At 46.1% G+C, this 24,556-nt stretch carries 26 protein-coding genes; 2 read left to right on the top strand and 24 right to left on the bottom strand.

Annotation, left to right across the window (positions count from 1 at the left end):
- The first annotated feature begins 2 nt into the window (after positions 1-2).
- Positions 3-1,550: a threonine ammonia-lyase, biosynthetic gene (gene ilvA / locus VA249_RS14550; protein ID WP_211915686.1), complete on the top strand. Its 1,548-nt coding sequence runs from the start codon at positions 3-5 to the stop codon at positions 1,548-1,550.
- A 58-nt stretch (positions 1,551-1,608) separates the two neighbouring features.
- Here the strand turns inward: ilvA and punR are convergent, their stop codons facing one another.
- A complete protein-coding gene (gene punR, locus VA249_RS14555) occupies positions 1,609-2,511 on the bottom strand; it encodes a DNA-binding transcriptional activator PunR (protein ID WP_221068390.1) in 903 nt (300 codons plus the stop codon).
- 154 nt (positions 2,512-2,665) lie between these two features.
- Here punR and punC point away from each other — a divergent pair, with 154 nt between their 5' ends.
- Positions 2,666-3,871 carry a purine nucleoside transporter PunC gene (gene punC / locus VA249_RS14560; RefSeq protein WP_221068391.1) on the top strand — a complete coding sequence of 402 codons (1,206 nt, stop codon included), beginning with the start codon at positions 2,666-2,668 and terminating at the stop codon, positions 3,869-3,871.
- Positions 3,872-3,956: 85 nt separating this feature from the next.
- Here the strand turns inward: punC and glmU are convergent, their stop codons facing one another.
- From glmU to VA249_RS14675, 23 genes are all read right to left on the bottom strand, one after another.
- Complete coding sequence (gene glmU, locus VA249_RS14565) at positions 3,957-5,318, bottom strand: bifunctional UDP-N-acetylglucosamine diphosphorylase/glucosamine-1-phosphate N-acetyltransferase GlmU (RefSeq protein WP_221068392.1); 1,362 nt, start codon at positions 5,316-5,318, stop codon at positions 3,957-3,959.
- Positions 5,319-5,466: 148 nt separating this feature from the next.
- The gene (locus VA249_RS14570; protein WP_099080480.1) at positions 5,467-5,889 is read right to left on the bottom strand and encodes a F0F1 ATP synthase subunit epsilon; all 423 of its coding nucleotides are present in this window, start codon (positions 5,887-5,889) and stop codon (positions 5,467-5,469) included.
- A gap of 18 nt (positions 5,890-5,907) precedes the next feature.
- Entirely contained in the window at positions 5,908-7,311 is a 1,404-nt protein-coding gene (gene atpD, locus VA249_RS14575) for a F0F1 ATP synthase subunit beta (RefSeq protein ID WP_128812190.1), read from the bottom strand.
- A gap of 35 nt (positions 7,312-7,346) precedes the next feature.
- On the bottom strand, positions 7,347-8,213 hold the full coding sequence (gene atpG / locus VA249_RS14580; protein WP_128812192.1) for a F0F1 ATP synthase subunit gamma: 867 nt from the start codon (positions 8,211-8,213) through the stop codon (positions 7,347-7,349).
- Between the two features lie 44 nt (positions 8,214-8,257).
- Entirely contained in the window at positions 8,258-9,799 is a 1,542-nt protein-coding gene (gene atpA, locus VA249_RS14585) for a F0F1 ATP synthase subunit alpha (RefSeq protein WP_128812194.1), read from the bottom strand.
- A gap of 13 nt (positions 9,800-9,812) precedes the next feature.
- Positions 9,813-10,346, bottom strand: a complete 534-nt coding sequence (atpH, locus tag VA249_RS14590; RefSeq protein ID WP_211915680.1) for a F0F1 ATP synthase subunit delta — start codon at positions 10,344-10,346, stop codon at positions 9,813-9,815.
- Positions 10,347-10,360: 14 nt separating this feature from the next.
- Positions 10,361-10,831 carry a F0F1 ATP synthase subunit B gene (gene atpF / locus VA249_RS14595; protein ID WP_128812198.1) on the bottom strand — a complete coding sequence of 157 codons (471 nt, stop codon included), beginning with the start codon at positions 10,829-10,831 and terminating at the stop codon, positions 10,361-10,363.
- Between the two features lie 56 nt (positions 10,832-10,887).
- Positions 10,888-11,145, bottom strand: a complete 258-nt coding sequence (gene atpE / locus VA249_RS14600; protein ID WP_005372317.1) for a F0F1 ATP synthase subunit C — start codon at positions 11,143-11,145, stop codon at positions 10,888-10,890.
- A gap of 55 nt (positions 11,146-11,200) precedes the next feature.
- Positions 11,201-12,013, bottom strand: coding sequence for a F0F1 ATP synthase subunit A (gene atpB, locus VA249_RS14605; protein ID WP_010444751.1), 813 nt, complete (start codon positions 12,011-12,013; stop codon positions 11,201-11,203).
- Between the two features lie 8 nt (positions 12,014-12,021).
- Complete coding sequence (locus tag VA249_RS14610) at positions 12,022-12,411, bottom strand: F0F1 ATP synthase subunit I (RefSeq protein WP_128812200.1); 390 nt, start codon at positions 12,409-12,411, stop codon at positions 12,022-12,024.
- 189 nt (positions 12,412-12,600) lie between these two features.
- The gene (locus tag VA249_RS14615; RefSeq protein WP_128812202.1) at positions 12,601-13,482 is read right to left on the bottom strand and encodes a ParB/RepB/Spo0J family partition protein; all 882 of its coding nucleotides are present in this window, start codon (positions 13,480-13,482) and stop codon (positions 12,601-12,603) included.
- 23 nt (positions 13,483-13,505) lie between these two features.
- Positions 13,506-14,279, bottom strand: a complete 774-nt coding sequence (locus VA249_RS14620; RefSeq protein WP_221068393.1) for a ParA family protein — start codon at positions 14,277-14,279, stop codon at positions 13,506-13,508.
- Positions 14,280-14,289: 10 nt separating this feature from the next.
- Entirely contained in the window at positions 14,290-14,925 is a 636-nt protein-coding gene (gene rsmG, locus VA249_RS14625) for a 16S rRNA (guanine(527)-N(7))-methyltransferase RsmG (protein WP_221068394.1), read from the bottom strand.
- Positions 14,925-16,820, bottom strand: a complete 1,896-nt coding sequence (gene mnmG / locus VA249_RS14630) for a tRNA uridine-5-carboxymethylaminomethyl(34) synthesis enzyme MnmG (protein WP_221068395.1) — start codon at positions 16,818-16,820, stop codon at positions 14,925-14,927. The genes rsmG and mnmG overlap by 1 nt, the downstream gene beginning before the upstream one ends.
- A gap of 469 nt (positions 16,821-17,289) precedes the next feature.
- Complete coding sequence (gene mioC, locus VA249_RS14635; protein ID WP_128809800.1) at positions 17,290-17,730, bottom strand: FMN-binding protein MioC; 441 nt, start codon at positions 17,728-17,730, stop codon at positions 17,290-17,292.
- A 103-nt stretch (positions 17,731-17,833) separates the two neighbouring features.
- Positions 17,834-19,195 (bottom strand): tRNA uridine-5-carboxymethylaminomethyl(34) synthesis GTPase MnmE, encoded by a 1,362-nt coding sequence (gene mnmE, locus VA249_RS14640; RefSeq protein WP_128809801.1) that lies wholly within the window; start codon positions 19,193-19,195, stop codon positions 17,834-17,836.
- A 132-nt stretch (positions 19,196-19,327) separates the two neighbouring features.
- Positions 19,328-20,950 carry a membrane protein insertase YidC gene (yidC, locus tag VA249_RS14645; protein ID WP_221068396.1) on the bottom strand — a complete coding sequence of 541 codons (1,623 nt, stop codon included), beginning with the start codon at positions 20,948-20,950 and terminating at the stop codon, positions 19,328-19,330.
- Between the two features lie 2 nt (positions 20,951-20,952).
- Entirely contained in the window at positions 20,953-21,210 is a 258-nt protein-coding gene (yidD, locus tag VA249_RS14650; RefSeq protein WP_099080494.1) for a membrane protein insertion efficiency factor YidD, read from the bottom strand.
- The gene (gene rnpA, locus VA249_RS14655) at positions 21,177-21,500 is read right to left on the bottom strand and encodes a ribonuclease P protein component (protein ID WP_241214344.1); all 324 of its coding nucleotides are present in this window, start codon (positions 21,498-21,500) and stop codon (positions 21,177-21,179) included. Before rnpA ends, yidD begins: the two co-directional genes overlap by 34 nt.
- Before the next feature lie 46 nt (positions 21,501-21,546).
- Positions 21,547-21,681 (bottom strand): 50S ribosomal protein L34, encoded by a 135-nt coding sequence (gene rpmH / locus VA249_RS14660; RefSeq protein WP_005378825.1) that lies wholly within the window; start codon positions 21,679-21,681, stop codon positions 21,547-21,549.
- A gap of 243 nt (positions 21,682-21,924) precedes the next feature.
- Positions 21,925-22,662 carry an amino acid ABC transporter ATP-binding protein gene (locus VA249_RS14665; RefSeq protein ID WP_128809804.1) on the bottom strand — a complete coding sequence of 246 codons (738 nt, stop codon included), beginning with the start codon at positions 22,660-22,662 and terminating at the stop codon, positions 21,925-21,927.
- Positions 22,659-23,330, bottom strand: coding sequence for an amino acid ABC transporter permease (locus VA249_RS14670; protein WP_221068397.1), 672 nt, complete (start codon positions 23,328-23,330; stop codon positions 22,659-22,661). Before VA249_RS14670 ends, VA249_RS14665 begins: the two co-directional genes overlap by 4 nt.
- 108 nt (positions 23,331-23,438) lie before the next feature.
- On the bottom strand, positions 23,439-24,200 hold the full coding sequence (locus VA249_RS14675; RefSeq protein WP_221068398.1) for an amino acid ABC transporter substrate-binding protein: 762 nt from the start codon (positions 24,198-24,200) through the stop codon (positions 23,439-23,441).
- Positions 24,201-24,556 lie beyond the last annotated feature (356 nt).

Below are 24,556 nucleotides of genomic sequence, written 5' to 3' on the forward strand. Positions count from 1 at the left end.
TTATGACCGATTCTCTATTTTCAGGGCAAGAGCCTCAAACTGGCGCAGACTATCTGCGCCAAATCCTCCGAGCGCCTGTGTACGAAGTCGCAACGGTGACACCACTACAAGATATGCCTCGCCTTACTGAGCGTATCGGTAATCATGTGCAAATCAAGCGTGAAGATCGCCAGCCTGTGCACTCATTCAAGCTGCGTGGCGCATACAACATGGTGGCAAGTTTATCTGAGGCACAAAAAGCCGCGGGCGTCATTGCGGCATCCGCGGGCAACCACGCACAAGGCATGGCACTTTCAGGCACTAAGCTTGGTATCACAACCACCATCGTGATGCCTAAGACCACACCAGATATTAAAGTCGATGCAGTGCGCAGTTTTGGTGGCAATGTGGTGCTCCACGGCAGCAACTTTGATGAAGCAAAAGCCGAAGCCGAACGTCTTTCTGAGCAGCATGGTTACACCTTTGTACCACCATTCGACCATCCATTGGTAATTGCGGGTCAAGGCACCATCGGCATGGAAATGCTGCAGCAAAATGGTCACCTTGATTACATTTTCGTTCCTGTCGGTGGTGGTGGTTTAGCCGCTGGCGTGGCAGTACTGGTGAAACAATTAATGCCAGAAATCAAAGTGATTGCCGTCGAACCAGAGGACTCCTCGTGCCTAAAAGCGGCACTGGATGCGGGAGAACCAGTCGTACTTGATCAAGTCAGCATGTTTGCCGATGGCGTCGCAGTAAAGCGCATTGGTGAAGAGACATTCCGCCTGTGTCAGAAGTACATTGATGGCCACATCGCGGTCTCCAGTGACGAAATCTGCGCCGCGGTAAAAGACATCTTTGAAGACACTCGCGCCATTGCTGAGCCGTCTGGCGCACTTGCTCTGGCGGGTTTGAAGAAGTTTGCTGAACAGCACAAGTTGAAAGGTAAGAGTCTAGGTACCGTACTGTCTGGCGCAAACACTAACTTCCATGGTTTGCGTTATGTTTCCGAGCGCTGTGAACTGGGTGAGAAGCGCGAGGGCCTGCTTGCTGTCACCATCCCAGAGCGTCAAGGTGCATTCTTTGAGTTCTGTAACTTGATTGGCGGTCGTGCAGTGACAGAGTTTAACTATCGTTATAACGACGACGCACTCGCGAATATCTTTGTCGGTGTTCGTTTGCAAGGTGGACAGGAAGAGCTCGAAAACATCATTCACGACCTACGAGATGGTGGCTACCCTGTCGTTGACCTTTCTGATGACGAAATGGCGAAACTGCACATACGTTATATGATCGGCGGAAAACCATCGAAACCGCTCAAAGAGCGCCTCTACAGCTTTGAATTTCCTGAATACCCTGGTGCGCTACTCAAATTCCTAAGCACACTTGGCACCCATTGGAATATCAGTTTATTCAATTATCGCAACCATGGCGCAGACTACGGTCGTGTTTTGTGTGGTTTTGAGCTAGATGAAAGCGACTTAGCGCAGTTTTCTACGCATTTACGAGAACTTGGCTACCAATGTAAAGACGAAACAGATAACCCATCGTACAAGTTCTTTTTGTCTTAACTCCCATGTGTCTTAACGATATTGAAGCAGCCATCTTCAACAGAAGATGGCTGTTTTATTAATACTGTAACCAATCTTGATGCAACTGGTTTGGAGCACCTAGATAGTCCACCATCCACTGTATTAGCTTATGGTTATCGTCTTTTCGCCAGACTAAGCAACACTGACTAATCGGCTTATCGTCCGGCAATACTTTTTCCACCAGCACTCCATCATTGATCAATGGCATGGCGATATGGCGTGGCATGTACCCGACCCCGACACCATTCTTTAAGCATTCAATCGCACTATACCAATTTGGTAGTAACAAACGACGTTGTTTAGGGTAATGCCCAGTATGACGTTTTGGCAGCACATTCGAGGTGTCATCTAGGCATATCGCCGGAAATTGACTTACAAACGCTTCCGTTAGCACTTGTTGACGCACACAGGGATGCGCGGGTGCCATCACGAATGCCCAATCTAGCACGCCCATGTCTTTAACTTCAAAATCCCCACCAACCGGAATCGCTGAGGTGGCTCCGACGACAATATCGGCACGTCCCTGAGCTATCGCTTCCCAAGATCCATTGAACACTTCCATATTGATTTGTAGCTCTGCGAACTCGAACTCTCGATAGAAATCTTCAACTAAAGGCTTTAGCTTATCGAGCTTAACCACATTATCGAGAGTGAGCTTAAGCGTTGACTGCCAACCTTGAGCTGCACGGCGAGTTTGTGCTTTAACTTCAGCCATTTGCCTTAGCAATAACCGAGCCTCTTCAATGAATAACTCACCAGCTGGGGTCAATTCTACTTTCCTTGGTAAGCGCCGAAATAGCACGACATCCAGCTCTTGCTCCACTTGCCGCACACCATAACTGATTGCTGATGGCACCTTATGCAACACCTCAGCTGCGGCAGTAAAACTGCCTAAACGAGCAACGGTATCGAGCATTTCCAATGAAGATTTAGAGAACATGAACATCAAGCCTTCAAAAATTTTGATTGATAACTAACAATTTTAGCGTTTTATTTTCTTAAAATCGAAAAATAGAATGGCGAGGTAAATATATCGGGGTGAGTGACAACTCATACTGAACAAAAAATGATTAAATAATTTGATTGGTTGAATCATGAAAATATCAAAACTCCAGCTTATCTACCTTGCTGCCCTATCCATGCTCGGCTTTATTGCGACCGACATGTACTTACCTGCATTCAAAGCGATGGAAGTCGACTTTGCGACAGGACCAGAACAAATCGCACTATCATTGACCGTATTTCTTATTGGTATGGCTTTTGGTCAGTTGATGTGGGGTTTAGCTTCAGACAAGTTTGGACACCGTAATACACTGGCAGCAGGCTTAGTAGTCTTTACCATTGCATCATTTGGTTTAGCATTTAGCGATCAAGTATGGCAACTATTGGCATTGCGCTTTGTTCAAGCAATCGGCGTATGTGCTCCAGCAGTGATCTGGCAAGCGATGGTGATAAAGCGTCACTCGAGTAATAGTCAGCAAATTTTTGCGACCATTATGCCACTAGTGGCTTTATCACCAGCGTTGGCCCCTCAGCTCGGTGTCTTGCTGGCAGATAATTTTGGCTGGCACAGTATCTTCGTCGCACTGACTTTCATGGGTGTTTTGCTAGTGACAGCAACCATGCTACAAAAAAATGAAGCCGTAGAAGTAAAACAAACCAGTATGTCTACTGATATCAAGGCACTGCTTAGCTCTAAAACATACTTAGGTAACGTATTCATGTTTGCGACAGCTTCTGCAGCATTCTTTGCTTACCTAACAGGCATGCCAGAAATCATGTCACAACTCGGTTACGAAGCGAAAGACATTGGCTTGAGCTTTATTCCACAAACTATCGCTTTCATGGCTGGTGGCTACTTCGGTAAAGTTGGTGTACGCAAGTTTGGAGATGAGAAAGTACTGCGTCAGTTAATTGGTCTATTCAGCGTCGCTGCGTTACTGATTTTCATCGCATCACAATGGGAATTAACGTCCATCTGGCCAATCCTAGCGCCATTTTGCTTAATCGCTGTAGCAAACGGTGCGATGTACCCAATTGTAGTCAACCGCGCGTTAGCAAGCGCACAGCAAAGCCCTGCAACGGCTGCTGGTCTGCAAAATAGCCTGCAAATTACCGTGAGCAGCCTATCTAGCGCACTGGTTGCTTCAATGGCAAGCCAAGCTCAAATGGTGACAGGTATTGCTATTGTAATCTGTATGGGGGGGATGTGGATGGGTTACATTCTGTCTAACCGCGACCTGTCTAAGCATTTCACTACTCCAGACAACGCACGAGTGGTTAGAGAAGAAGAGCTCTGATCAATAACAAACCACATTAAGATACAACAAAGCCGCTCATGATGAGCGGCTTTGTTTTTTATTGCTCAAAGAAAGCAACTCAGGCTTACTTTTGCTTTACTGGACGTTGCCAACCGGCAATTTTTCGCTCTTTCGCACGAGTGATCACGAGTTCATTTTCAGCCACATCTTTAGTCAACGTGGTGCCTGCACCAATCGTTGCACCATCAGCAATACTAACCGGCGCAACAAGTTGACTATCTGAGCCAACAAACACGTCATTACCAATGATGGTCTTAAATTTGTTCGCACCATCGTAATTACAAGTGATAGTACCTGCGCCGATATTAGTACGTTGTCCAATCTCAGCATCACCTAAGTAAGTTAGGTGGTTCGCTTTAGAACCTTCGCCAATACGTGCGTTTTTTACTTCTACGAAGTTACCCACGTGAGAATCGTTACGCATCTCCGCACCAGGACGAAGACGAGTAAATGGTCCAACCGTACACTCTTCACCAACCGTTGCCCCTTCAATCACACTGTACGGACGAACAATGCTGTTATCGTCGATTTCACAGTCTTTAAGAACACAGCCAGTACCGATCACAACATTATCACCCAGTGATACACTGCCCTCGATGATCACGTTCACATCGATCTCACAGTCCATGCCACATTGAAGTTCACCGCGGAGATCAAAACGCGCAGGATCACGGAGCATCACGCCCTGCTCTAACAGTTTCTGGGCTTGCATTGACTGGAATGCACGCTCAAGACGAGCCAGTTGAGCACGGTCGTTTACACCCTCAACTTCAATCGCATTCACAGGATGTACCGCTTCAACGGCACGACCTTCGTCGTGCGCAGCCGCAATCACGTCGGTTAAGTAGTATTCGCCTTGTGCGTTTTGGTTGTTTAAGCCAGACAACCAACGCTTCAGATCACCACCAGTCGCCACCATAACGCCAGTGTTGATCTCTTTAATCATTTTTTGTTCTTCGGTCGCATCTTTTTGTTCTACGATCGCAACCACAGGGCCATTTTTACGAACAATACGGCCATAGCCGGTTGGGTTATCAAGCACAACCGTAAGCAATGCAATACCGCCCGTAGGCTGAGCATCAAGCAAGCTTTCAATGGTTTCTTCTGAAATCAGCGGAACATCACCATAAAGAACGAGGATTTTCTCATCATCTTCAAAATGAGGCGATGCTTGATCAACCGCGTGACCAGTTCCTAGCTGCTCCGCTTGCAGAATCCAATTCACTGGCTCTTTCGCTAGCGTCGTCTGCATTTGGTCGCCACCATGCCCATAGACCAAATGAATATTCTGAGCACCTAAACCACTGCAAGTGTCGATAACGTGTTTCGCCATCGGCTTGCCAGCCAAGGTATGAAGTACCTTTGGCTTATTAGAGTACATGCGAGTCCCTTTGCCCGCAGCGAGGATAACCGCGCTAAATTTCATAATTTACCTATAGACGTTGTACCAAAATTGGTTGCCATTTTAGACACTAATCGACAATTAGTTAATTGCTGAAAAAAAATTTACGTCGAAAAAAAAGCAAAAAGGCGGTCGAATGACCGCCTTTATCACTATTAAAACAACACTGCTATTAACGGCGCTGTTTCGTCAGCTCGATAACTCGTAGCTGAGCAATGGCTTTAGCCAGTTCGCTGGCCACTTGTGCGAAGTCCATATCACCGTGCTGATTCTGGATTTGCTCCTCAGCGCGGCGTTTAGCTTCTTCAGCCTTAGCTGCGTCTAGATCTTCACCACGAATCGCTGTATCAGCCAGTACTGTAGCAGTACCCGGCTGAACTTCGACCATACCACCAGAGACATAAATGAACTCTTCGTGGCCGTGCTGTTTCACAATACGCACCATACCAGGCTTAATAGCGGACAGCAGCGGAGTGTGGCCATGGAAAATACCAAGCTCACCCTCACTACCGGTCACCTGAAACGTCTCAACACGACCTGAGAAAATTTGCTTCTCTGCGCTTACCACGTCTAGGTGAAAGGTTATTGGTGCCATATCGCCTCCTAGTTAGCCTTATAGCTTCTTAGCATTCTCAATCGCATCGTCGATCGTACCGCAGTACATGAACGCTTGCTCTGGAATGTCATCGTATTCACCAGCTAGTAGACCTTTAAAGCCACGTAGAGTCTCTTTAAGAGGTACGTAAACGCCTGGGTCACCTGTAAATACTTCCGCTACGTGGTAAGGCTGAGTTAGGAAACGCTCAATCTTACGTGCACGAGATACAACTTGCTTATCGTCTTCAGATAGCTCGTCCATACCTAGAATCGCGATGATGTCTTTTAGCTCTTTGTAACGCTGAAGCGTTTGTTGAACGCCACGCGCAACATCATAGTGCTCTTGACCAACAACCAATGGATCTAGCATACGAGATGTAGAATCTAGTGGGTCGATTGCTGGGTATAGACCCATTGCAGCGATGTTACGGTTAAGTACAACCGTTGCATCCAAGTGCGCAAACGTGGTTGCTGGAGACGGGTCAGTCAAGTCATCCGCAGGTACGTATACCGCCTGTACAGACGTGATAGAACCATGCTTAGTTGACGTGATACGCTCCTGAAGTACACCCATCTCTTCTGCAAGTGTTGGCTGGTAACCTACCGCAGATGGCATACGACCTAGAAGTGCTGATACTTCTGTACCTGCTAGTGTGTAACGGTAGATGTTATCTACGAATAGCAGTACGTCACGACCTTCGTCACGGAACTTCTCTGCCATTGTTAGACCCGTCAGTGCAACACGTAGACGGTTACCTGGTGGCTCGTTCATCTGACCGTAAACCATCGCTACTTTTGATTCTTCAGGCTTCTCAACGTTTACAACGCCCGCTTCCTGCATCTCAAAGTAGAAATCGTTACCTTCACGAGTACGCTCACCAACACCCGCAAATACGGATAGACCAGAGTGTTGTAGTGCGATGTTATTGATAAGTTCCATCATGTTAACGGTCTTACCGACACCTGCACCACCGAATAGACCGATTTTACCACCCTTAGCGAATGGACAAACCAAGTCGATTACCTTAACACCTGTTTCTAGAAGTGCTGTTTCGTTTGATTGCTCTTCGTAGCTTGGTGCTTGACGGTGGATAGAGTAAGTCTCTTCCGCACCGATCTCACCACACTCATCAATCGCGTCACCTAGGACGTTCATGATACGACCTAGTGTTTTAGTACCTACTGGTACTGAAATTGGAGCGCCAGTGTTAACCACTTCAACTCCACGACGTAAACCATCAGAGCTACCCATTACGATACAACGAACTACGCCACCGCCTAGCTGTTGTTGAACTTCAAGAACTAGACGCTCTTTTGAGTCCGTTACGTTTAGAGCGTCGTATACACTTGGTACATCGCTCTGTGGGAACTCTACGTCGACTACCGCACCGATGATCTGTACGATCTTACCTGTAGCCATCGTTAATCCTCTAAACTAATTCGTTTTACCTAAGCTTAAACCGCAGATGCACCACCAACGATTTCAGACAGTTCTTGTGTGATCGCAGCCTGACGAGCTTTGTTGTACACAAGTTCTAAATCTTCAATCAAGTTGGTTGCGTTGTCCGTTGCAGCCTTCATTGCAATCATTCGAGCCGCTTGCTCACAAGCAAGATTCTCTACCACACCTTGGTATACCTGAGACTCTACATAACGCACAAGTAGCGTATCTAATAGAGGTTTTGGTTCAGGTTCGTAGATGTAGTCCCATGAATGCTCACGCTGCATCTCTTCGCTGTCCGATTTAGGCAAAGGAAGCAATTGATCGATCGTTGGTTGCTGAACCATAGTATTCACAAATTTGTTGAACACTACGTATAAACGGTCCAGTTCACCTTCATCGTATTTCTTAAGCATTACGCCAACAGAACCGATAAGGTCTTCAAGCGTTGGGTTATCACCCAAACCTGAAACCTGTGCCGCAACTTTTGCGCCACCATGTCTAAAGAAACCCGTTGCTTTTGAGCCAATCACAGCTAGCTCAACTTCAGCGCCTTTCTCTTTCCATGCTTGCATGTCTGAAACGGCTTTCTTGAACACGTTAATGTTCAAACCGCCACACAGACCACGGTCTGTTGAAACGATGATGTAACCAACACGTTTAGCTTCACGCTCTTCTAGGTACGGATGACGGTACTCTAGATTTGCGTTAGCCAAATGACCGATCACTTTACGCATTGTTTCAGCGTATGGACGAGAAGCTTGCATTGCGTCTTGAGAACGACGCATTTTTGAAGCTGCTACCATTTCCATCGCTTTCGTAATTTTCTGCGTGCTTTTAACACTACCGATTTTATTACGTATCTCTTTTGCGCCGGCCATCGTTACTCTCCGTTAGTTGGTGGCAGAAACTGCCACCGACCTAATTACCAAGTTTGGGTTGCTACAAAATCGTCGGTCAGCGTTTTAAACTGAGCTTCGATTTCATCGTTGTATGCACCCGTCTTGTCGATCTCAGACGCTAGTTCAGCGTATTGAGCGCGAGCGAACGATAGTAGAGCCGCTTCGAAATCTAGCAGTTTGCTTAGTTCAACATCTGCTAAGTAGCCGCGCTCTGCCGCGAAGATCACTAGTGCTTGGTCAAATACAGACATAGGAGCGTACTGCTTCTGCTTCATTAGCTCTGTAACTTTTTGACCATGGTTTAGCTGTTTCTTCGTTGCTTCATCAAGGTCAGATGCGAACTGTGCGAATGCCGCTAGTTCACGGTACTGAGCTAGTGCAGTACGGATACCGCCTGATAGCTTCTTGATGATTTTCGTCTGAGCTGAACCACCTACACGAGATACTGAGATACCTGGGTCAACCGCTGGACGTACACCTGCGTTGAATAGCTCAGTTTGTAGGAAGATCTGACCATCGGTAATCGAGATTACGTTAGTCGGTACGAATGCTGAAACGTCACCGGCTTGAGTTTCGATGATAGGAAGCGCAGTTAGAGAACCTGTCTTACCTTTCACTTCGCCGTTAGTGAAACGCTCTACGTACTCTTCGTTTACACGAGCTGCACGCTCTAGTAGACGCGAGTGTAGGTAGAATACGTCACCTGGGAATGCCTCACGGCCTGGTGGACGTTTTAGTAGTAGAGAGATCTGACGGTAAGCTACCGCTTGTTTAGATAGATCATCGTAAACAATCAGTGCGTCTTCACCGCGATCGCGGAAGTATTCACCCATTGCACAACCAGCGTATGGCGCTAGGTATTGCAGTGCAGCAGACTCAGAAGCTGATGCCACAACAACGATAGTGTTCGCTAGTGCGCCATGCTCTTCTAGTTTGCGTACTACGTTAGCGATGGTCGAAGCTTTCTGACCAATTGCTACGTAGATTGAGAAAATACCTGAGTTTTTCTGGTTGATGATCGCATCGATCGCCATTGCTGTTTTACCAATCTGGCGGTCACCGATGATAAGTTCACGCTGACCACGACCGATTGGGATCATTGAGTCAACAGACTTATAACCAGTTTGCACAGGTTGATCTACCGATTTACGGTCGATTACACCTGGTGCAATCACTTCTACAGGTGAAGTCAGTTTCGCTTCGATTGGACCTTTACCATCGATAGGCTCACCTAGCGTGTTTACTACGCGGCCTAGTAGTTCTGGACCAACTGGCACTTCAAGAATGCGGCCAGTACCTGTAACTTTCATGCCTTCCTTAAGGTCAGCATATGGGCCCATTACTACCGCACCAACCGAGTCACGCTCAAGGTTAAGTGCTAGTGCATAACGGCCACCCGGTAATTCAATCATTTCACCTTGCATCACGTCCGCTAGGCCGTGGATGCGGATGATACCATCGCTTACCGATACGATAGTACCCTCATTACGAGCTTCACTAACAACTTCGAAAGATTCGATACGTTGTTTGATCAGATCGCTAATTTCCGTGGAATTAAGTTGCATGCTCCAATCCCCATTAAGACTGCAATGCATCGCTCAGGCGGTTCAAACGACCACGCGCTGAGTTATCGATGACTAGGTCTCCGGCTCGAATAATAACCCCACCAAGTAGGGTCTCATCTACACTGCAATTCAGCTTCACTTTGCGTTCAAGACGCGCTTCAAGTTTGGTGCTGATGTTTGCTTGTTGTTCATCAGAAAGTTCTGACGCTGAAATAACTTCAACATCGATTTCTTTCTCATGCTCTTGTTTCAGAACAAAAAATTGTTCACAAACATCAGGAAGAGCCTTTAAACGGCCATTCTCAGCCATCACCTTAATCAGGTTTTGGCCATGTGCATCAACTTGTTCACCGCAAACCGCAACAAAGATTTCTGCCATTTTTTCAGCAGAAACAGAACCCGTTAAAAGCTCTTTCATTTGTTCGTTTTTGGCAACTTCTGAAGCGAAAGACAACATTTGGCCCCATTGGTCCAATTGGTCTTTATCTACAGCAAAGTCGAAAGCTGCTTTAGCATAGGGGCGTGCGATTGTAGTCAAATCAGACATATGCGCCCCCAAACTTAAAGTTTTGCAGTAATGTTGTCGAGAATATCTTTTTGAGCGTCTTTATCGATCGCACGCTCAAGGATTTTCTCAGCACCAGCTACAGCCAGAGTAGCAACTTGTTTGCGCAGGTCATCACGTGCACGATTACGTTCTGCTTCAAGTTCTGCTTCCGCTTGCGCTAGGATTTTCTGGCGTTCTGCCTGAGCTTCCTCACGTGCTTCATCAATAATTTGAGCTTTACGTTTATTCGCTTGATCGATGATCTCTGTTGCTGTGCGCTTCGCTTCTTTCAACTGATCAGAAGCGTTGGCTTGTGCTAGATCCAAGTCTTTTGCAGCGCGTTCAGCTGCATGAAGACCATCAGCAATTTTCTTCTGACGCTCTTCAATCGCTTGCATAATTGGCGGCCATACATACTTCATGCAGAACCACACAAATAGTGCGAACGAGATTGCTTGACCTAGCAGAGTTGCGTTTATATTCACAACAGCTACTCCCTTTTAAGAATCAACTACAAAAATACAATTAACAGAGTTGTTAATTAGCCTGCTAGTTGACCCACAAATGGGTTTGCGAATGTGAATAGTAGCGCGATTACGATACCGATCATTGGAACCGCATCAAGTAGACCAGCGATGATGAACATCTTAACTTGTAGCATAGGAGCCATTTCTGGTTGACGTGCTGCACCTTCTAGGAATTTACCACCTAGCAGTGCGAAACCAATCGCTGTACCAAGAGAAGCAAGACCGACGATAATACCTACGGCGATTGCAGAAAAGCTCAGTAAAGTTTCCATTACTATCTCCAATTTATAGTTGTTGGCTTAGTGCCCAAATAAAAAGCTTAAAAAATTAATGATCAGAATCTTCGTGTGCCATTGACAGGTAAACAATTGTCAACATCATGAATACGAAGGCTTGAATCGTAATAACCAAGATATGGAAGATTGCCCACGGTAGTGAACCCATCCATTGCAAGTACCATGGTAGCATTGCCGCACAAAGAATGAATACAACCTCACCCGCAAACATGTTACCGAATAGACGCATACCAAGTGAAAGAGGTTTCGCAAGTAGCGATACCACTTCGATCAGTAGGTTAAACGGGATCATCAGTGGGTGATTGAATGGATGTAGTGCAAGTTCTTTTGCGAATCCACCTAGACCTTTTACTTTGATGCTGTAGTAAATCATCAATGCAAAAACGCCTAGAGCCATAGCCATGGTGATATTCACATCAGCAGACGGTACAACCTTAAGATAAGGGATACCTAGCCAATGCTCTGCTGGGTAAGGCAAGAAGTCGATCGGGACTAAGTCCATCACGTTCATCAAGAATACCCAACAAAAGATAGTCAGTGCTAAAGGCGCGATCAGTGGGTTGCGTCCATGGAACGTGTCTTTGACGTTTTCCGCGACAAATTCAACGATCATTTCTACAGCACACTGAAGCTTACCCGGTACACCTGCTGTTGTTTTCTTCGCTACTTTGTAAAAAATTCCTAAGAAAATTAAACCCGTAAACCAAGAAAAAAACAGGCTATCGATATGTACGTTCCAGAAACTTGCTTCATCCGCTACCAAGCCTAACTTAGCTAAAGAAAGGTTTGATAAGTGGTGGGCAATGTATCCGGACGATGTTAGCGCTTCACCTGGCGCAGCCATAACTCATCCTATTTTTTGTTGTTAATGAATAGCACTGGTGCACAGATATTAATACCTAGTACCAGCAAATAGGTTAGTTTGAGGGGAACAAGTTCCACCTGCATATACATGTAGGCTACGTAGAACAACACAACCGTGATGAGGATTTTCAGAACTTCACCCGCATAGAAAGACGCCGCGACACGCTTGGCAGCGCGAGCCCCACTAAACATAAAAGCACATAACGCAAAGACGGCATTGGCAACAACAAAAATGCCACCGCCCACTAGCGCTGAAAGTCCCCATTCAGGATTTACGGCTATCGCCATTCCTGCAGCCACAAAAATAACCGCGCCAGACTGGATCATTAACAATTGCTTTGCGAGCTCTCGTCCTGGTCTAGCTAACGCAGCTACCATGTATTCGTACCTCTAATAATATCCACTTCGCACTAAACTCACTGTGCTGGGAAATTGGCAAAAATTATACGGTGAGTCCGCTTGAATGCAATTATATTGCATCAAAAACTTACATTTTTGTTTACAAACCGACAACTTTTACACAAAATTCGATTATTTTAATTAATTGACCTAAATCAATTATCTCACTTAGGCCTCTAGCTTGGCAATTAGTTGCTCCAATTTGTGAGGCTCATCAAGACTTATCGTTAGCTTCGCTTTGCCACTTGCAGCGCGAACAACGGAAACCTTAGCATCAAGCAGCAGACTCAATTTATGCGACATTTGCTCTGCTTCGATATCTTCTTGTTGCGCTTTTTGCTCATTTTGTGGGGCTAAGCACTTTTTTACTAACTGTTCGGTTTGGCGAACGGTCATTTGTTTCTTGGCAACAAGCTGTGCAATCTCGACTTGTTGCTCGCCATCTAACGCCAATAGCGCTCTAGCATGACCCATTTCTAATTTTTTGTTGGCAACCAGACCTTTTACGTCATTCTCTAATTGATTTAGACGTAATAGGTTACTTACCGTCGTTCTTGATTTGCCAATCACATCGGCAACTTGTTGATGCGTAAGCGTGAATTCGTCTTGTAGGCGTTCAAGTGCTTGCGCTTCTTCAATAACGTTTAAGTCTTCGCGCTGAATATTTTCAATCAACGCCATCGCAATCGCCGCGCGATCTTCGACTTTCTTGACCAAACAAGGTACACGCTTCAAGCCCGCTTGTTTTGCAGCGCGCCATCGACGCTCACCCGCAATGATTTCAAACTGACCGCTCGGCACTTGGCGAACCACGATAGGCTGAATGATGCCTTGCGACTGAATCGAAGCCGCCAGCTCTTCTAGCGCTTCTGGTGCCATATCTTTACGCGGTTGGTACACACCTGGCTGCAATTGGCTAATCGCTAAATCCACGAGCTCGCCGTCAGCCGACAACGCTTGACTGTGCGATGCTATATGCTGTTTTTCACGCGCTAATGAACTGGTCGAAAGCAGCGCGTCCAGTCCTTTTCCAAGACCACGCTTAGACATAGGATGAATTCCTTAGGTTAGAGTTAAACTGGGATTTCTTCGCGGCGGAGCATTTCGCCCGCTAGAGCAAGATACGCTTTGGCGCCAGCAGAGTACTTGTCATAGTACATTGCAGGTTTACCGTGGCTCGGCGCTTCGGCCAAACGCACATTACGTGGGATCACAGTACGGTAAACTTTACTACCAAAGTGTTTTTTAAGTTGGTCGGATACTTCATTAGACAGGCGGTTACGAGGATCGTACATAGTACGCAGTAAACCCTCGATTTTGAGGTTTTCATTGACCACGGCCGCTAACTTGCTGATTGTATCCATAAGAGCAGTTAAACCTTCTAACGCAAAGTATTCACATTGCATCGGCACCAGCACAGAATCCGCTGCGGCCATAGCATTGATTGTAAGAAGGTTTAGAGAAGGGGGACAATCGATAAAGATGAAATCATAGTTATCGCGAACTGACGCAAGTGCATTTTTTAAACGCACTTCTCGAGCGAACACTTCCATCAACTTGATTTCAGCAGCGGTAACATCGCCATTTGCTGCAATCAGGTCATATTTTCCAGATGTTTCGGTGCATACGACCTGATCAAACGGGGCATCTTCTACAAGAAGATCATACGCGGTGGCGTCGACCATGTATTTATCGACACCACTGGCCATCGTAGCATTCCCTTGGGGGTCGAGATCGATCACCAAAACCTTGCGCTTTGTTGCTGCCATCGAAGCGGCTAAGTTAATGCACGTTGTTGTTTTGCCGACCCCACCTTTCTGGTTGGCGATTGCTACGATTTTACCCACGATTACCTCGCTAATTTTCCTTGCGCGATAAGATTACTAGATGACGATCACCTTCCAACTCAGGAACAGCTAAAGATATGATCTCGGTCACACTGCACCATTCAGGAAGCAGATCTATTTCATCTTTAGGGTGTTGTCCCTTCAATGCGAGAAACACCCCAGAATCTTGTTTAGGCAGATGATGACACCATTCCACCATATCCGTCATTGAAGCAAAAGCTCGACTCAAAACGCCATCAAATTTTTCTTCTGGCTGGAACTCTTCCACACGACTTTGAATTGGCGTCACATTTTGAAGCCCCAACGTATGGATAACTTGCTTGATAAAGCGAATACGTTTACCAAGGCTATCAAGCAAAAAGAACGTCTTTCCGGGGTTCATAATGGCAAGCGGGATACCTGGCAGCCCAGGACCGGTGCCCACATCGATAAAACGCTCACCCGGCAAGTGAGTGCTAACGACGATGCTATCAAGAATATGTTTCACTAACATATCAAGTGGATCGCGCACTGACGTTAAGTTGTATGCCTTGTTCCACTTATCAAGCAGTTCGACGTAACCGACTAACTGCTCGCGTTGTTTTTCAGATACTTCTAAATCCGTTTGTGCGATCAGAGCATCCAATTTGGTGCGTAAAGCGCTCATTACTCTTCCTCACCTTTTTTCAACAAACCATGTTTTTTCAAATGCACAAGCAGAATAGAGATTGCCGCTGGCGTAATGCCAGAAATGCGAGATGCAATACCAATACTCTCTGGTTTTGCATCGCTTAATTTAGCAACCACTTCATTCGACAGACCTTTTACGTTTTTGTAATCCAAGTCTGTTGGCAGTTTAGTGTTCTCATGGCGCAGTGATTTTTCGATCTCATCTTGCTGACGCTTAATGTAACCATCGTACTTCACTTGAATTTCAACCTGCTCAGCCGCTTGTTGATCTTCCAGAGCAGGTGCGAATGCATCGAGCTGAGTGAGCTGTGAGTATGTGATCTCTGGGCGACGCAAAAGATCTTCACCGCTTGCTTCACGTGCCATTGGAGTCTTCAATAACTTGTTCAGCTCATCGATACCGACAGAATTCGGGTTCATCCACGTCGATTTTAGACGTTGACGCTCAGTCTCCATGTTATCGATTTTTTCATTAAAACGTGCCCAACGAGCATCATCAATCAAACCAAGTTCACGCGCTTTTTCTGTCAAACGCAGATCGGCATTGTCTTCACGCAGTAACAAACGGTACTCCGCGCGAGAGGTAAACATACGGTAAGGCTCTTTGGTACCCATTGTTGACAAGTCATCAATCAATACGCCGACGTAGGCTTGGTCACGACGTGGACTCCAGCCATCTTTGTCTTGGCTGTACAAACTCGCGTTCAGACCCGCCATTAGACCTTGTGCGGCTGCTTCTTCGTAACCCGTCGTGCCGTTGATTTGACCCGCAAAGAACAAACCACTGATGAATTTGGTTTCGTAAGTTTGCTTCAAATCACGTGGGTCGAAGAAATCGTACTCAATTGCGTAACCTGGACGAACGATGTGCGCATTTTCAAACCCTTTCATTGAGCGAACGATTTGAACTTGCACGTCAAATGGCAAACTCGTGGAGATACCATTCGGGTAAAGTTCGTGTGTCGTGAGACCTTCTGGCTCAATGAAGATTTGGTGACTGTTTTTATCTGCAAAGCGCATCACTTTGTCTTCGATAGAAGGGCAGTAACGCGGACCGATACCCTCGATCACGCCTGCATACATTGGGCTACGATCTAGGTTGTTGCGGATCACCTCATGAGTTTGCTCATTGGTGTGCGTAATAAAACATGGGATTTGACGCGGATGATGTTCACGTTTGCCCATGAATGAAAATACAGGTGTTGGATTGTCACCATGTTGAGCTTCAAGCACCGAGAAATCAACGCTGCGAGCATCAATACGCGGTGGTGTACCCGTTTTCAAACGATCCACTCGGAATGGTAGTTCACGTAGTCGATCCGCTAATGCGATCGATGGAGGATCCCCTGCACGGCCACCCGCTGAACTTTCAAGACCAATATGGATCTTACCCCCCAAGAAAGTACCGACCGTTAATACTACCGCTTTTGCACGGAACTTAAGACCCATTTGAGTCACAACGCCAGTGACACGATCTTGTTCCACAATCAGATCATCGACCGATTGTTGGAATAGCGTTAAGTTTGGCGCGTTTTCTAACGCATTGCGTACATACGCTTTGTACAATGCGCGGTCTGCTTGAGCGCGAGTTGCACGAACCGCAGGGCCTTTTGAGGCATTAAGTGTTCGGAATTGAATACCTGCATGGTCAATGGCTTGTGCCATTAGACCGCCCATAGCATCCACTTCTTTTACTAAGTGACCTTTACCGATACCACCAATCGCTGGGTTACAAGACATTTGGCCTAATGTATCGATGTTATGGGTGAGAAGGAGCGTTTTTTGTCCTGTGCGTGCAGATGCGAGCGCGGCTTCCGTTCCTGCGTGTCCGCCACCGACAACAATGACGTCAAAGTTTTCGTGATAAAGCATGAACTGACCTCAGGTATTCAAAGGATTTAATGGGCAGATAAAAAAGAGCGGTATTTTACCTTTTTTATCGGAGAGAGAGAATCGTTTTCTCGCTTTTCAAATTTTAGTCTCAAAGACTATATATATAAGATCTATATATATGATCTTTTATTAGATCTATTATTAGGATCGACCATTTCTGTGGATAACTGAAAAATGATCAACAAGATCATGGATCTTTTTTGGATCATATCTTGTGATCATGCGTTGATCAGATCGAGGATTACCTGAGATCAAAATCGATGGTTATGCACAGGGGTAAAAACGGATCTAAGTTATTATTTGGATAACTAAAGGAAAATCACTGGATCTTCCCTGACTTATCCACAGATGGTTTGGGCGTTTTTTGAGCGGTTGAACAAGAAAAATGAAGAGGGGGTCGTAGTCAGGAGAGAAAATAGAGCCGCGACGCGACTCTATGAAAGACAGGTTAAGCTGAAAATTGGCTTAAGTTCTCTTGCAACCATGCTTCTGCAGCGTCTTCAGGAACTGCGTGGCTAAGTACATCTATTTTAAAGCAATCAGCCATCGGTGTTGCACCAATATCTTCTAGTAAGTCATATGCGTGCTGACCAGCGGCACAGAATGTGTCATAGCTTGAGTCACCGATGGCGATTACCGCAAACTTTACATTCGTCATCTTTGGTGGTGTATTTTGTAAAGCAGCAATAAACGGTTGAATGTTATCTGGGTAATCACCCGCACCATGAGTAGAGGTGATCACAAGCCATGTGCCTTGATTATCGATCGAGGTCAGTTCGGGTTGGTTGTGGATCGTTGTTTCAAATCCGTTTTCGTTGAGGAGATCACTAATGTGATCACCAACGTATTCTGCGCCACCTAGCGTACTGCCTGTTATAATGTGGATCATGTGTCTTCCTTTATTGAGCCATACTGGCGCTTTGGATAACTGTCGTGCGTCAGCATAAAAAGAAGCGCGGTGTTAAACTTATGCTTAACACCGCGCGTTTTGGTTATTTACCGATACAGAATGAAGAGAAGATTCGGCCGAGGAGGTCATCAGAGCTGAACTCACCGGTAATCTCATTGAGGTGCTGCTGAGTAATACGTAGCTCTTCTGCTAGGATTTCTCCAGCCATGAAGCCCTCAAGCTGTTCCTGGCCTATTTGGAGGTGCTGAGCGGCACGTTCGAGGGCGTCTAGGTGACGACGGCGCGCCATAAACCCACCTTCTGTATTACCAGAGAAGCCCATGCACTCTTTTAAATGCGTACGCAGGGCATCAACACCAGCGCCCGTTTTTGCTGATAGGCGAATCAGAGTTGGATCGTTAACATGGCAGATCCCCATCTCTTCATTTGTTTGATCCGCTTTATTGCGGATCACTGTCATGCCCATGTTACTTGGCAGGCGATCGACAAAGTCCGGCCAAATTTCTTTTGGATCCGTTGCGTCGGTTGTGGTGCCATCTACCATAAACAGAACACGGTCTGCTTGGGCGATTTCATCCCATGCACGCTCGATACCGATTTTCTCTACTTCATCAGAAGCATCACGCAGACCAGCTGTATCAATGATATGCAGAGGCATGCCATCAATGTGGATATGCTCACGTAGGACGTCACGAGTGGTACCTGCGATATCAGTTACGATGGCGGACTCTTTGCCTGACAATGCGTTAAGTAGGCTTGATTTACCAGCGTTAGGACGACCGGCGATCACGACTTTCATCCCCTCACGCATAATCGCGCCTTGATTGGCCTCTTTGCGCACCGCTTCTAGGTTGTCGATGATGGTTTGCAAATCTGCTGATACTTTACCATCGGCAAGAAAGTCGATTTCTTCTTCTGGGAAGTCGATGGCCGCTTCTACGTATATACGCAGATAGATTAAAGACTCCACTAACGTTTGAATACGCTGTGAGAACTGACCTTGCAATGATTGTAACGCCGATTTTGCCGCTTCTTCAGAGCTTGCATCAATCAAGTCCGCGATCGCTTCTGCTTGGGTTAAATCCATCTTATCGTTTAAGAATGCACGCTCTGAGAACTCACCAGGTCGAGCGGCACGCACACCGTCAATACCCAAGATACGCTTAATAAGCATATCCATTACTACTGGGCCACCGTGGCCTTGCAGTTCAAGTACGTCTTCACCTGTAAAAGAATGTGGGTTAGGGAAGTACAGTGCAATGCCTTGGTCGAGTACAGTTCCATCCGCTGCTTGAAATGGCAGGTATTCGGCATAGCGTGGCTTGAGTGTCTTACCCGTTACTTCGAGCGCCACTTGGTTGGCCTTAGGGCCTGAAACACGAATAATGCCAACACCACCACGGCCTGGTGCGGTTGCTTGGGCGACAATCGTATCTGTAGTCATAATCTTGCCTTTTGAGCTGGGCTATAGGTCAACAGAGCCTAGGGAGCCATAACCATTAATTAGCTGAATTGTAATCAGCCAAAAACAAAAAGGCGACCTTTTGGCCGCCTTTCTCATGTTTTTATGCAAAGGTTACTTGGTGTGTAAGCCTTTTTTCTCCAGCGCTTTGTAGATCAAAGTTTGCTGGATTAGCGTAACGATGTTCGACACCAACCAGTATAGAACTAGACCTGATGGGAAGAACAAGAAGAAGAACGTAAACATAACCGGCATAAAGGTCATGATCTTCTGTTGCATTGGATCCGTTACCGTCGTTGGGCTCATCTTCTGGATTAGGAACATTGACGCACCCATCAGTAGTGGCAGGATGTAGTATGGGTCCTGCGCTGAAAGGTCGTGAATCCAACCGAAGAATGGCGAGTGACGAAGCTCAACCGATTCCATTAGTGCCCAGTATAGCGCGATGAAGATAGGCATCTGTAGGATAAGAGGTAGACAGCCACCCAGTGGGTTCACTTTCTCTTTCTTGTACAGTTCCATCATTTCTTGGCTCATGCGCTGACGGTCATCACCGATGCGCTCACGCATTGCTTGCAGCTTAGGCTGTAGCATGCGCATTTTCGCCATAGACGTGTATTGCGCTTTCGTTAGTGGGTACATTGCACCACGAACGATGAAGGTCAAACAGATGATTGCCACACCCCAGTTACCCACGAAGCTTTGAATGAAAGCAAGCAGTGAGTGAAGTGGTTTCGCGATGAACCATAGCCAGCCGTAGTCCACTACTAGGTCTAGGTTTGGTGCCACTGCAGCCATTTCTTTTTGCAGTTTAGGGCCAACCCAAAGTGTTGCTTCAAACTGAGCTTGATCACCTGTTGCGATGGTTTTGTTCGGCATACGTACACCGATATCGCCTAGGTTACCAATAACACGAGTGTATAGGTTTGTGCCTGGTTCGTTGCGTGGGATCCACGCGGCAGCGAAGTAGTGCTGGATCATTGCTGCCCAACCTTCACCGTTTGCTAGGTTGATAGACAGGTTACGGTCCTGCATATCTTCAAAGCTGTATTTTTTGTAACGAACGTCTTCTGTCGAGTAAGCACCGCCACGGTAAGTTGGCATTGTAATGCTGCCACCCGCATCCATTAGGTTTTGACGCAGGTGAGCGTACATACCAAAGGTTGCGTTGTTACCAGAGTTGTTCACGATATCGTACTCTACGTTTAACGCGTAGCTGCCACGTTTCAGAACGTAAGTTTTCGTGTATTCGATGCCGTTTGTCGTGAAAGTCATTGGAACGCGCAGTTCATCTTGACCGTCAGCGAGCGTAAAGCTGTCTGCACTCACGTTGTAGTGAGGACGGTTCGTGCTGCTTAGATCGATACCCTGAGGACCCACTAGACCGCTTTGGGCGATGAACTGGTGACCTTGAGTGTCTTTAAGCAGAACGAAAGGATCGGATGAATCTAGTTCAGCATCGTATTTGTTTAGATCGGCATGTACCACATCGCCACCAACGGTGTCGATCGACAGAGTCAAAACATCAGTCGTTACTGTGATAGTTTTTGCTGATGCTTGTTGTTGACCCGGAACTGGATCAAGCTCATCCGCAAAAGATGGTGCAGGTAGAGTACTGCTTGATTGAGCCTGTTCAACCGCTTGAGGTGCTGGATTCTTTGCGACTTGCCATTGTTGGAATAGCAAGAAAGAAACCAGTGCCAGAGCGATGAGCAGGATATTACGTTGAGAATCCATCGTTATTTATCTCTGTCTTGTTTTTGGACTGGTGGAATGGGGTCATACCCCCCTTCATTCAAAGGGTGGCATTTTAATAGACGTTTGCCTGATAACCAACACCCTTTTACAAAACCGTGAGCTCTCAGTGCTTCTAAAGCATAAGTTGAGCAGGTTGGAGTAAATCGGCAGCGAGGACCAATCAGAGGGCTTATAAACCAACGGTAGAGATAAATGAGCCCAATGGCTATCCACGAGAGGGGCGAGACAGGCGATGCCATAGCTTATCAAACAACTTTAAAATTTCCTCATTGCTTAAATCTTGCGCGCTTTTCTTAGCAATCACAACAAAATCTTTATTTGGAAGCTGATGTTGTTTGTTACGAAAGCTTTCGCGAGCCAAACGTTTAAAACGATTTCGGCCAACGGCAGTTTTGATTTGTTTTTTCGGAACGGCTAAACCTAGTCGAGGATGAGATAGGTCGTTATTACGAGCAATGATGGTGAAATGAGGCGAGCCAGCTCGATGAGCTTGCTGAAAGACGTTTTGATAATGCTCGGGAGTTAACAAACGTAACTCCCGATTAAACGCGTACGTGTTCAAAATAAACTAGCGATTATTTTGATAGGCGCGCACGGCCTTTTGCACGACGTGCGTTAATAACTTTACGACCGTTCTTAGTTGCCATGCGAGCACGGAAGCCGTGAGTACGCTTGCGCTTTAGAACTGTAGGTTGAAAAGTGCGTTTCATGATAATTACCTTTACTGATCAGTAGTTTTAGGTTCTTGTTAAACCCGGCGTGGGCAATATGCTTTCTTTATATAAAGAAGCTCTTTATATAGAGAAGAACAACCGACGCCTCTCAACAAAGAGGCGGAATTGTAATCACACTCACATAATGTGTCAATGACTCATGCGTATGAAATTCCGGCCGGGCGATTATACGTAGTGTGAGTAAAATCTCAAGGATCGATTGATCTTGATGCTTGATCTTTACTCTATTCCCACTTGGTTAAGGAATTTTTGCAAACGAAGATCTTGTGGATTGTCGAAAATATCCTGTGGAGAACCTTGTTCGACAATATTACCATCGGCCATAAAGATCACTCTGTCGGCGACTTCTTTGGCGAATTGCATTTCGTGTGTGACCACCAGCATCGTCTGATGTTGATTCGCTAACCTCTTCATTAATGAGAGAACTTCTCCGACCCATTCTGGATCCAATGCAGAAGTTGGTTCATCAAATAGTAGCAATTCTGGCTGCAACGCCATGGCTCGACCGATACCTACTCGCTGCTGTTGACCACCTGACAGTGCCGCTGGATAACTTTCGCCTTTATCACCAAGGCCAATGTCATCCAGAATCTCTTGCGCGCGCTTATGAGCGTCGTCTTTCTTCCAACCACGCACGGTGATCAAGCCCTCTGCAATGTTTTGGCGAGCCGTCATATGAGCAAATAACGCGTAGTTTTGGAAAACAAACCCAGTTCGACGGCGTAATGCCAACACTTCTGCTTTAGTGTGCTTCTGCGTATCAACAGAAATATTATCAATGGTAATTCGGCCTTGGTCTGCTTGCTCAAGGAAGTTCACAGTGCGAAGTAGCGTTGATTTACCTGTACCACTAGAGCCGATAATCACAATGATCTCGCCTTGTTTTATGTCGAGATCGATGCCTTTGAGCACTTCTGTATCACCAAAGCGCTTGTGGATATTTTCTAGTTTGATCATCGTACATACGCCTTATTTAATTTCGTTTCTGCCCAAATCTGCACTCGAGTCAAAATAACCACTACGCCCCAGTAAATCAGTGCAACGGCTAGGAAAGCTTCAAAGAAACGGAAGCTAGAGGACGCCTCCATCTGTGCTTTGGCCATGATTTCTGCCACGCCAAGTGTGAATGCGAGGGAAGTCGACTTAATCATGTCGATAAAGTAGTTCATTAGCGATGGCAGCGCGACACGAGTTGCCTGAGGCAGAATGACACGACGCATTGCCTGGGGCGTCGTCATACCGACAGATAAGCTCGCTTCCATTTGGCTGCGATCAATACCAATGATGGCGGCACGAATGCTTTCTGCCATATACGCGGCGAAGTGCAGAGTTAAACCAATGACTGCCGCTGAAAAGGCATCCAATCCCACCATAAATGGAAAGACTTGCGGTAAGCCGTAGTAAAGCAAAAACAGCTGTACTAAGAGCGGTGTTCCGCGAAAGAAGCTGATGTAAAGTTGACTCAATTGATCGAGAACTGGCAGCTTGAATACGCGAATGTTAGCTAAAATCACGGCCAAAATGAGTGAAAACATCAATCCCCATGTTGCCATTTCCATGGTGGTACCAAGATACTTGAGCAGTATCGGTAATAGCTCCAACATGTAATTAAAATCAAATCCCATACGACGTATTACCTTGAGAAAAGAAAAGGTGGACTACGAAGTTCCACCTTGTCATTGAGTTAAAAAAGGGTGCGAGATAACGTTCCGCACCCTAAAAGAAGAGAAGTTTTACTTAGTGATGTCGGCACCAAACCATTTCACAGAAATTTTCTCTACTGTTCCGTCGGCGCGCATTTCAGCGAGTGCTTTATTCACTTGATTCTGAAGTTTGCGACCTTTTTCGTTGTCCACGAATGGCCAAGCGTTCTCGATGGTTTCAAAAGGTTCACCAGCAAGTTCTAAAGGCAAACCAGTTTTCTTGATCAGCTCTAGCGCAGAAAGGCGATCCATGATGAATGCATCTGCACGACCCAGTGCGACGTCGTGTTCAATTCCCGTGTCGTAGGTCTTGATGTTGATCTTGCCGTCTTTGTCATAGTTACGTAGGAGCTGTTCAAAGTTAGAACCTAGGTTAACCGCAACGGTTTTTCCTGCGAGATCTTCAACGTTTTGAATGTTGTTATTGCCTTTACGCACTGTGATTTGCGCACCATCGACGACGTAAGGGTCAGCGAATAAGAATTTTGCTTTACGTGCGTCCGTCATCGTAATTTGGTTTGAGATAGTATCGATACGACCGGTTTCTAGCAGACCAAATAAACCAGAGAAGTTTGCGGTGACGTATTCGATCTTGTAGTTGTTACGTTTGCCTATTTCATCCCACATATCGACTTCGAAACCTTGAAGCTTGTCTTGCTTAACAAAGGTAAATGGGAAGTAGCGGCCTGACATGCCGACTTTTACTTCAGTTGCGGCAGTGTCGATTGTCGCTTGAGCGGTTGTAGCAGACAAAGCGATAACAGCAACCGCCATCTTAATCCAGTGTTTCATAATACATCTCCAAACTTTTATGGTAGGAAATACTACTGTCACTTAGCTCAATTAAATAAATAACCAAGTGCAATAACCTAGTCCAGAGAGTAATAAGATCCTATTTGGTATAAATCGTCGCCAATCGAGAAGCATGAGCGATGAAAGCGTCATCAAAAAGTGGGGAAATACGATCAAAAAGAATCAAGCACAGAAATTTCATTCACAGAGTTATCACCAGAAGCAAGATCTGTGCATTTTTGACCAAATGTGGATCATTGTGTGGGCAATCTTGGGGCAAGATGTGTTGATCTCACTATCTAGCGCGAAATAATTGTGAATAACTTAGATCTTATTCACTGGATCGTCGATCAATT

This window comes from Vibrio alfacsensis, from assembly GCF_019670485.1.
In the GTDB taxonomy this organism is placed as follows: Bacteria; Pseudomonadota; Gammaproteobacteria; order Enterobacterales; family Vibrionaceae; genus Vibrio; species Vibrio alfacsensis.

Excerpts from the sequence above, each read along its gene's own strand:
- ilvA (WP_211915686.1), top strand. The coding sequence starts at position 3 with ATGACCGATTCTCTATTTTCAGGGCAAGAGCCTCAAACTGGCGCAGAC.
- punR (WP_221068390.1), bottom strand. The coding sequence starts at position 2,511 with ATGTTCTCTAAATCTTCATTGGAAATGCTCGATACCGTTGCTCGTTTA.
- punC (WP_221068391.1), top strand. The coding sequence starts at position 2,666 with ATGAAAATATCAAAACTCCAGCTTATCTACCTTGCTGCCCTATCCATG.
- glmU (WP_221068392.1), bottom strand. The coding sequence starts at position 5,318 with ATGAAATTTAGCGCGGTTATCCTCGCTGCGGGCAAAGGGACTCGCATG.
- VA249_RS14570 (WP_099080480.1), bottom strand. The coding sequence starts at position 5,889 with ATGGCACCAATAACCTTTCACCTAGACGTGGTAAGCGCAGAGAAGCAA.
- atpD (WP_128812190.1), bottom strand. The coding sequence starts at position 7,311 with ATGGCTACAGGTAAGATCGTACAGATCATCGGTGCGGTAGTCGACGTA.
- atpG (WP_128812192.1), bottom strand. The coding sequence starts at position 8,213 with ATGGCCGGCGCAAAAGAGATACGTAATAAAATCGGTAGTGTTAAAAGC.
- atpA (WP_128812194.1), bottom strand. The coding sequence starts at position 9,799 with ATGCAACTTAATTCCACGGAAATTAGCGATCTGATCAAACAACGTATC.
- atpH (WP_211915680.1), bottom strand. The coding sequence starts at position 10,346 with ATGTCTGATTTGACTACAATCGCACGCCCCTATGCTAAAGCAGCTTTC.
- atpE (WP_005372317.1), bottom strand. The coding sequence starts at position 11,145 with ATGGAAACTTTACTGAGCTTTTCTGCAATCGCCGTAGGTATTATCGTC.
- atpB (WP_010444751.1), bottom strand. The coding sequence starts at position 12,013 with ATGGCTGCGCCAGGTGAAGCGCTAACATCGTCCGGATACATTGCCCAC.
- VA249_RS14610 (WP_128812200.1), bottom strand. The coding sequence starts at position 12,411 with ATGGTAGCTGCGTTAGCTAGACCAGGACGAGAGCTCGCAAAGCAATTG.
- VA249_RS14615 (WP_128812202.1), bottom strand. The coding sequence starts at position 13,482 with ATGTCTAAGCGTGGTCTTGGAAAAGGACTGGACGCGCTGCTTTCGACC.
- rsmG (WP_221068394.1), bottom strand. The coding sequence starts at position 14,925 with ATGAGCGCTTTACGCACCAAATTGGATGCTCTGATCGCACAAACGGAT.
- mnmG (WP_221068395.1), bottom strand. The coding sequence starts at position 16,820 with ATGCTTTATCACGAAAACTTTGACGTCATTGTTGTCGGTGGCGGACAC.
- mioC (WP_128809800.1), bottom strand. The coding sequence starts at position 17,730 with ATGATCCACATTATAACAGGCAGTACGCTAGGTGGCGCAGAATACGTT.
- mnmE (WP_128809801.1), bottom strand. The coding sequence starts at position 19,195 with ATGACTACAGATACGATTGTCGCCCAAGCAACCGCACCAGGCCGTGGT.
- yidC (WP_221068396.1), bottom strand. The coding sequence starts at position 20,950 with ATGGATTCTCAACGTAATATCCTGCTCATCGCTCTGGCACTGGTTTCT.
- yidD (WP_099080494.1), bottom strand. The coding sequence starts at position 21,210 with ATGGCATCGCCTGTCTCGCCCCTCTCGTGGATAGCCATTGGGCTCATT.
- rpmH (WP_005378825.1), bottom strand. The coding sequence starts at position 21,681 with ATGAAACGCACTTTTCAACCTACAGTTCTAAAGCGCAAGCGTACTCAC.
- VA249_RS14665 (WP_128809804.1), bottom strand. The coding sequence starts at position 22,662 with ATGATCAAACTAGAAAATATCCACAAGCGCTTTGGTGATACAGAAGTG.
- VA249_RS14670 (WP_221068397.1), bottom strand. The coding sequence starts at position 23,330 with ATGGGATTTGATTTTAATTACATGTTGGAGCTATTACCGATACTGCTC.
- VA249_RS14675 (WP_221068398.1), bottom strand. The coding sequence starts at position 24,200 with ATGAAACACTGGATTAAGATGGCGGTTGCTGTTATCGCTTTGTCTGCT.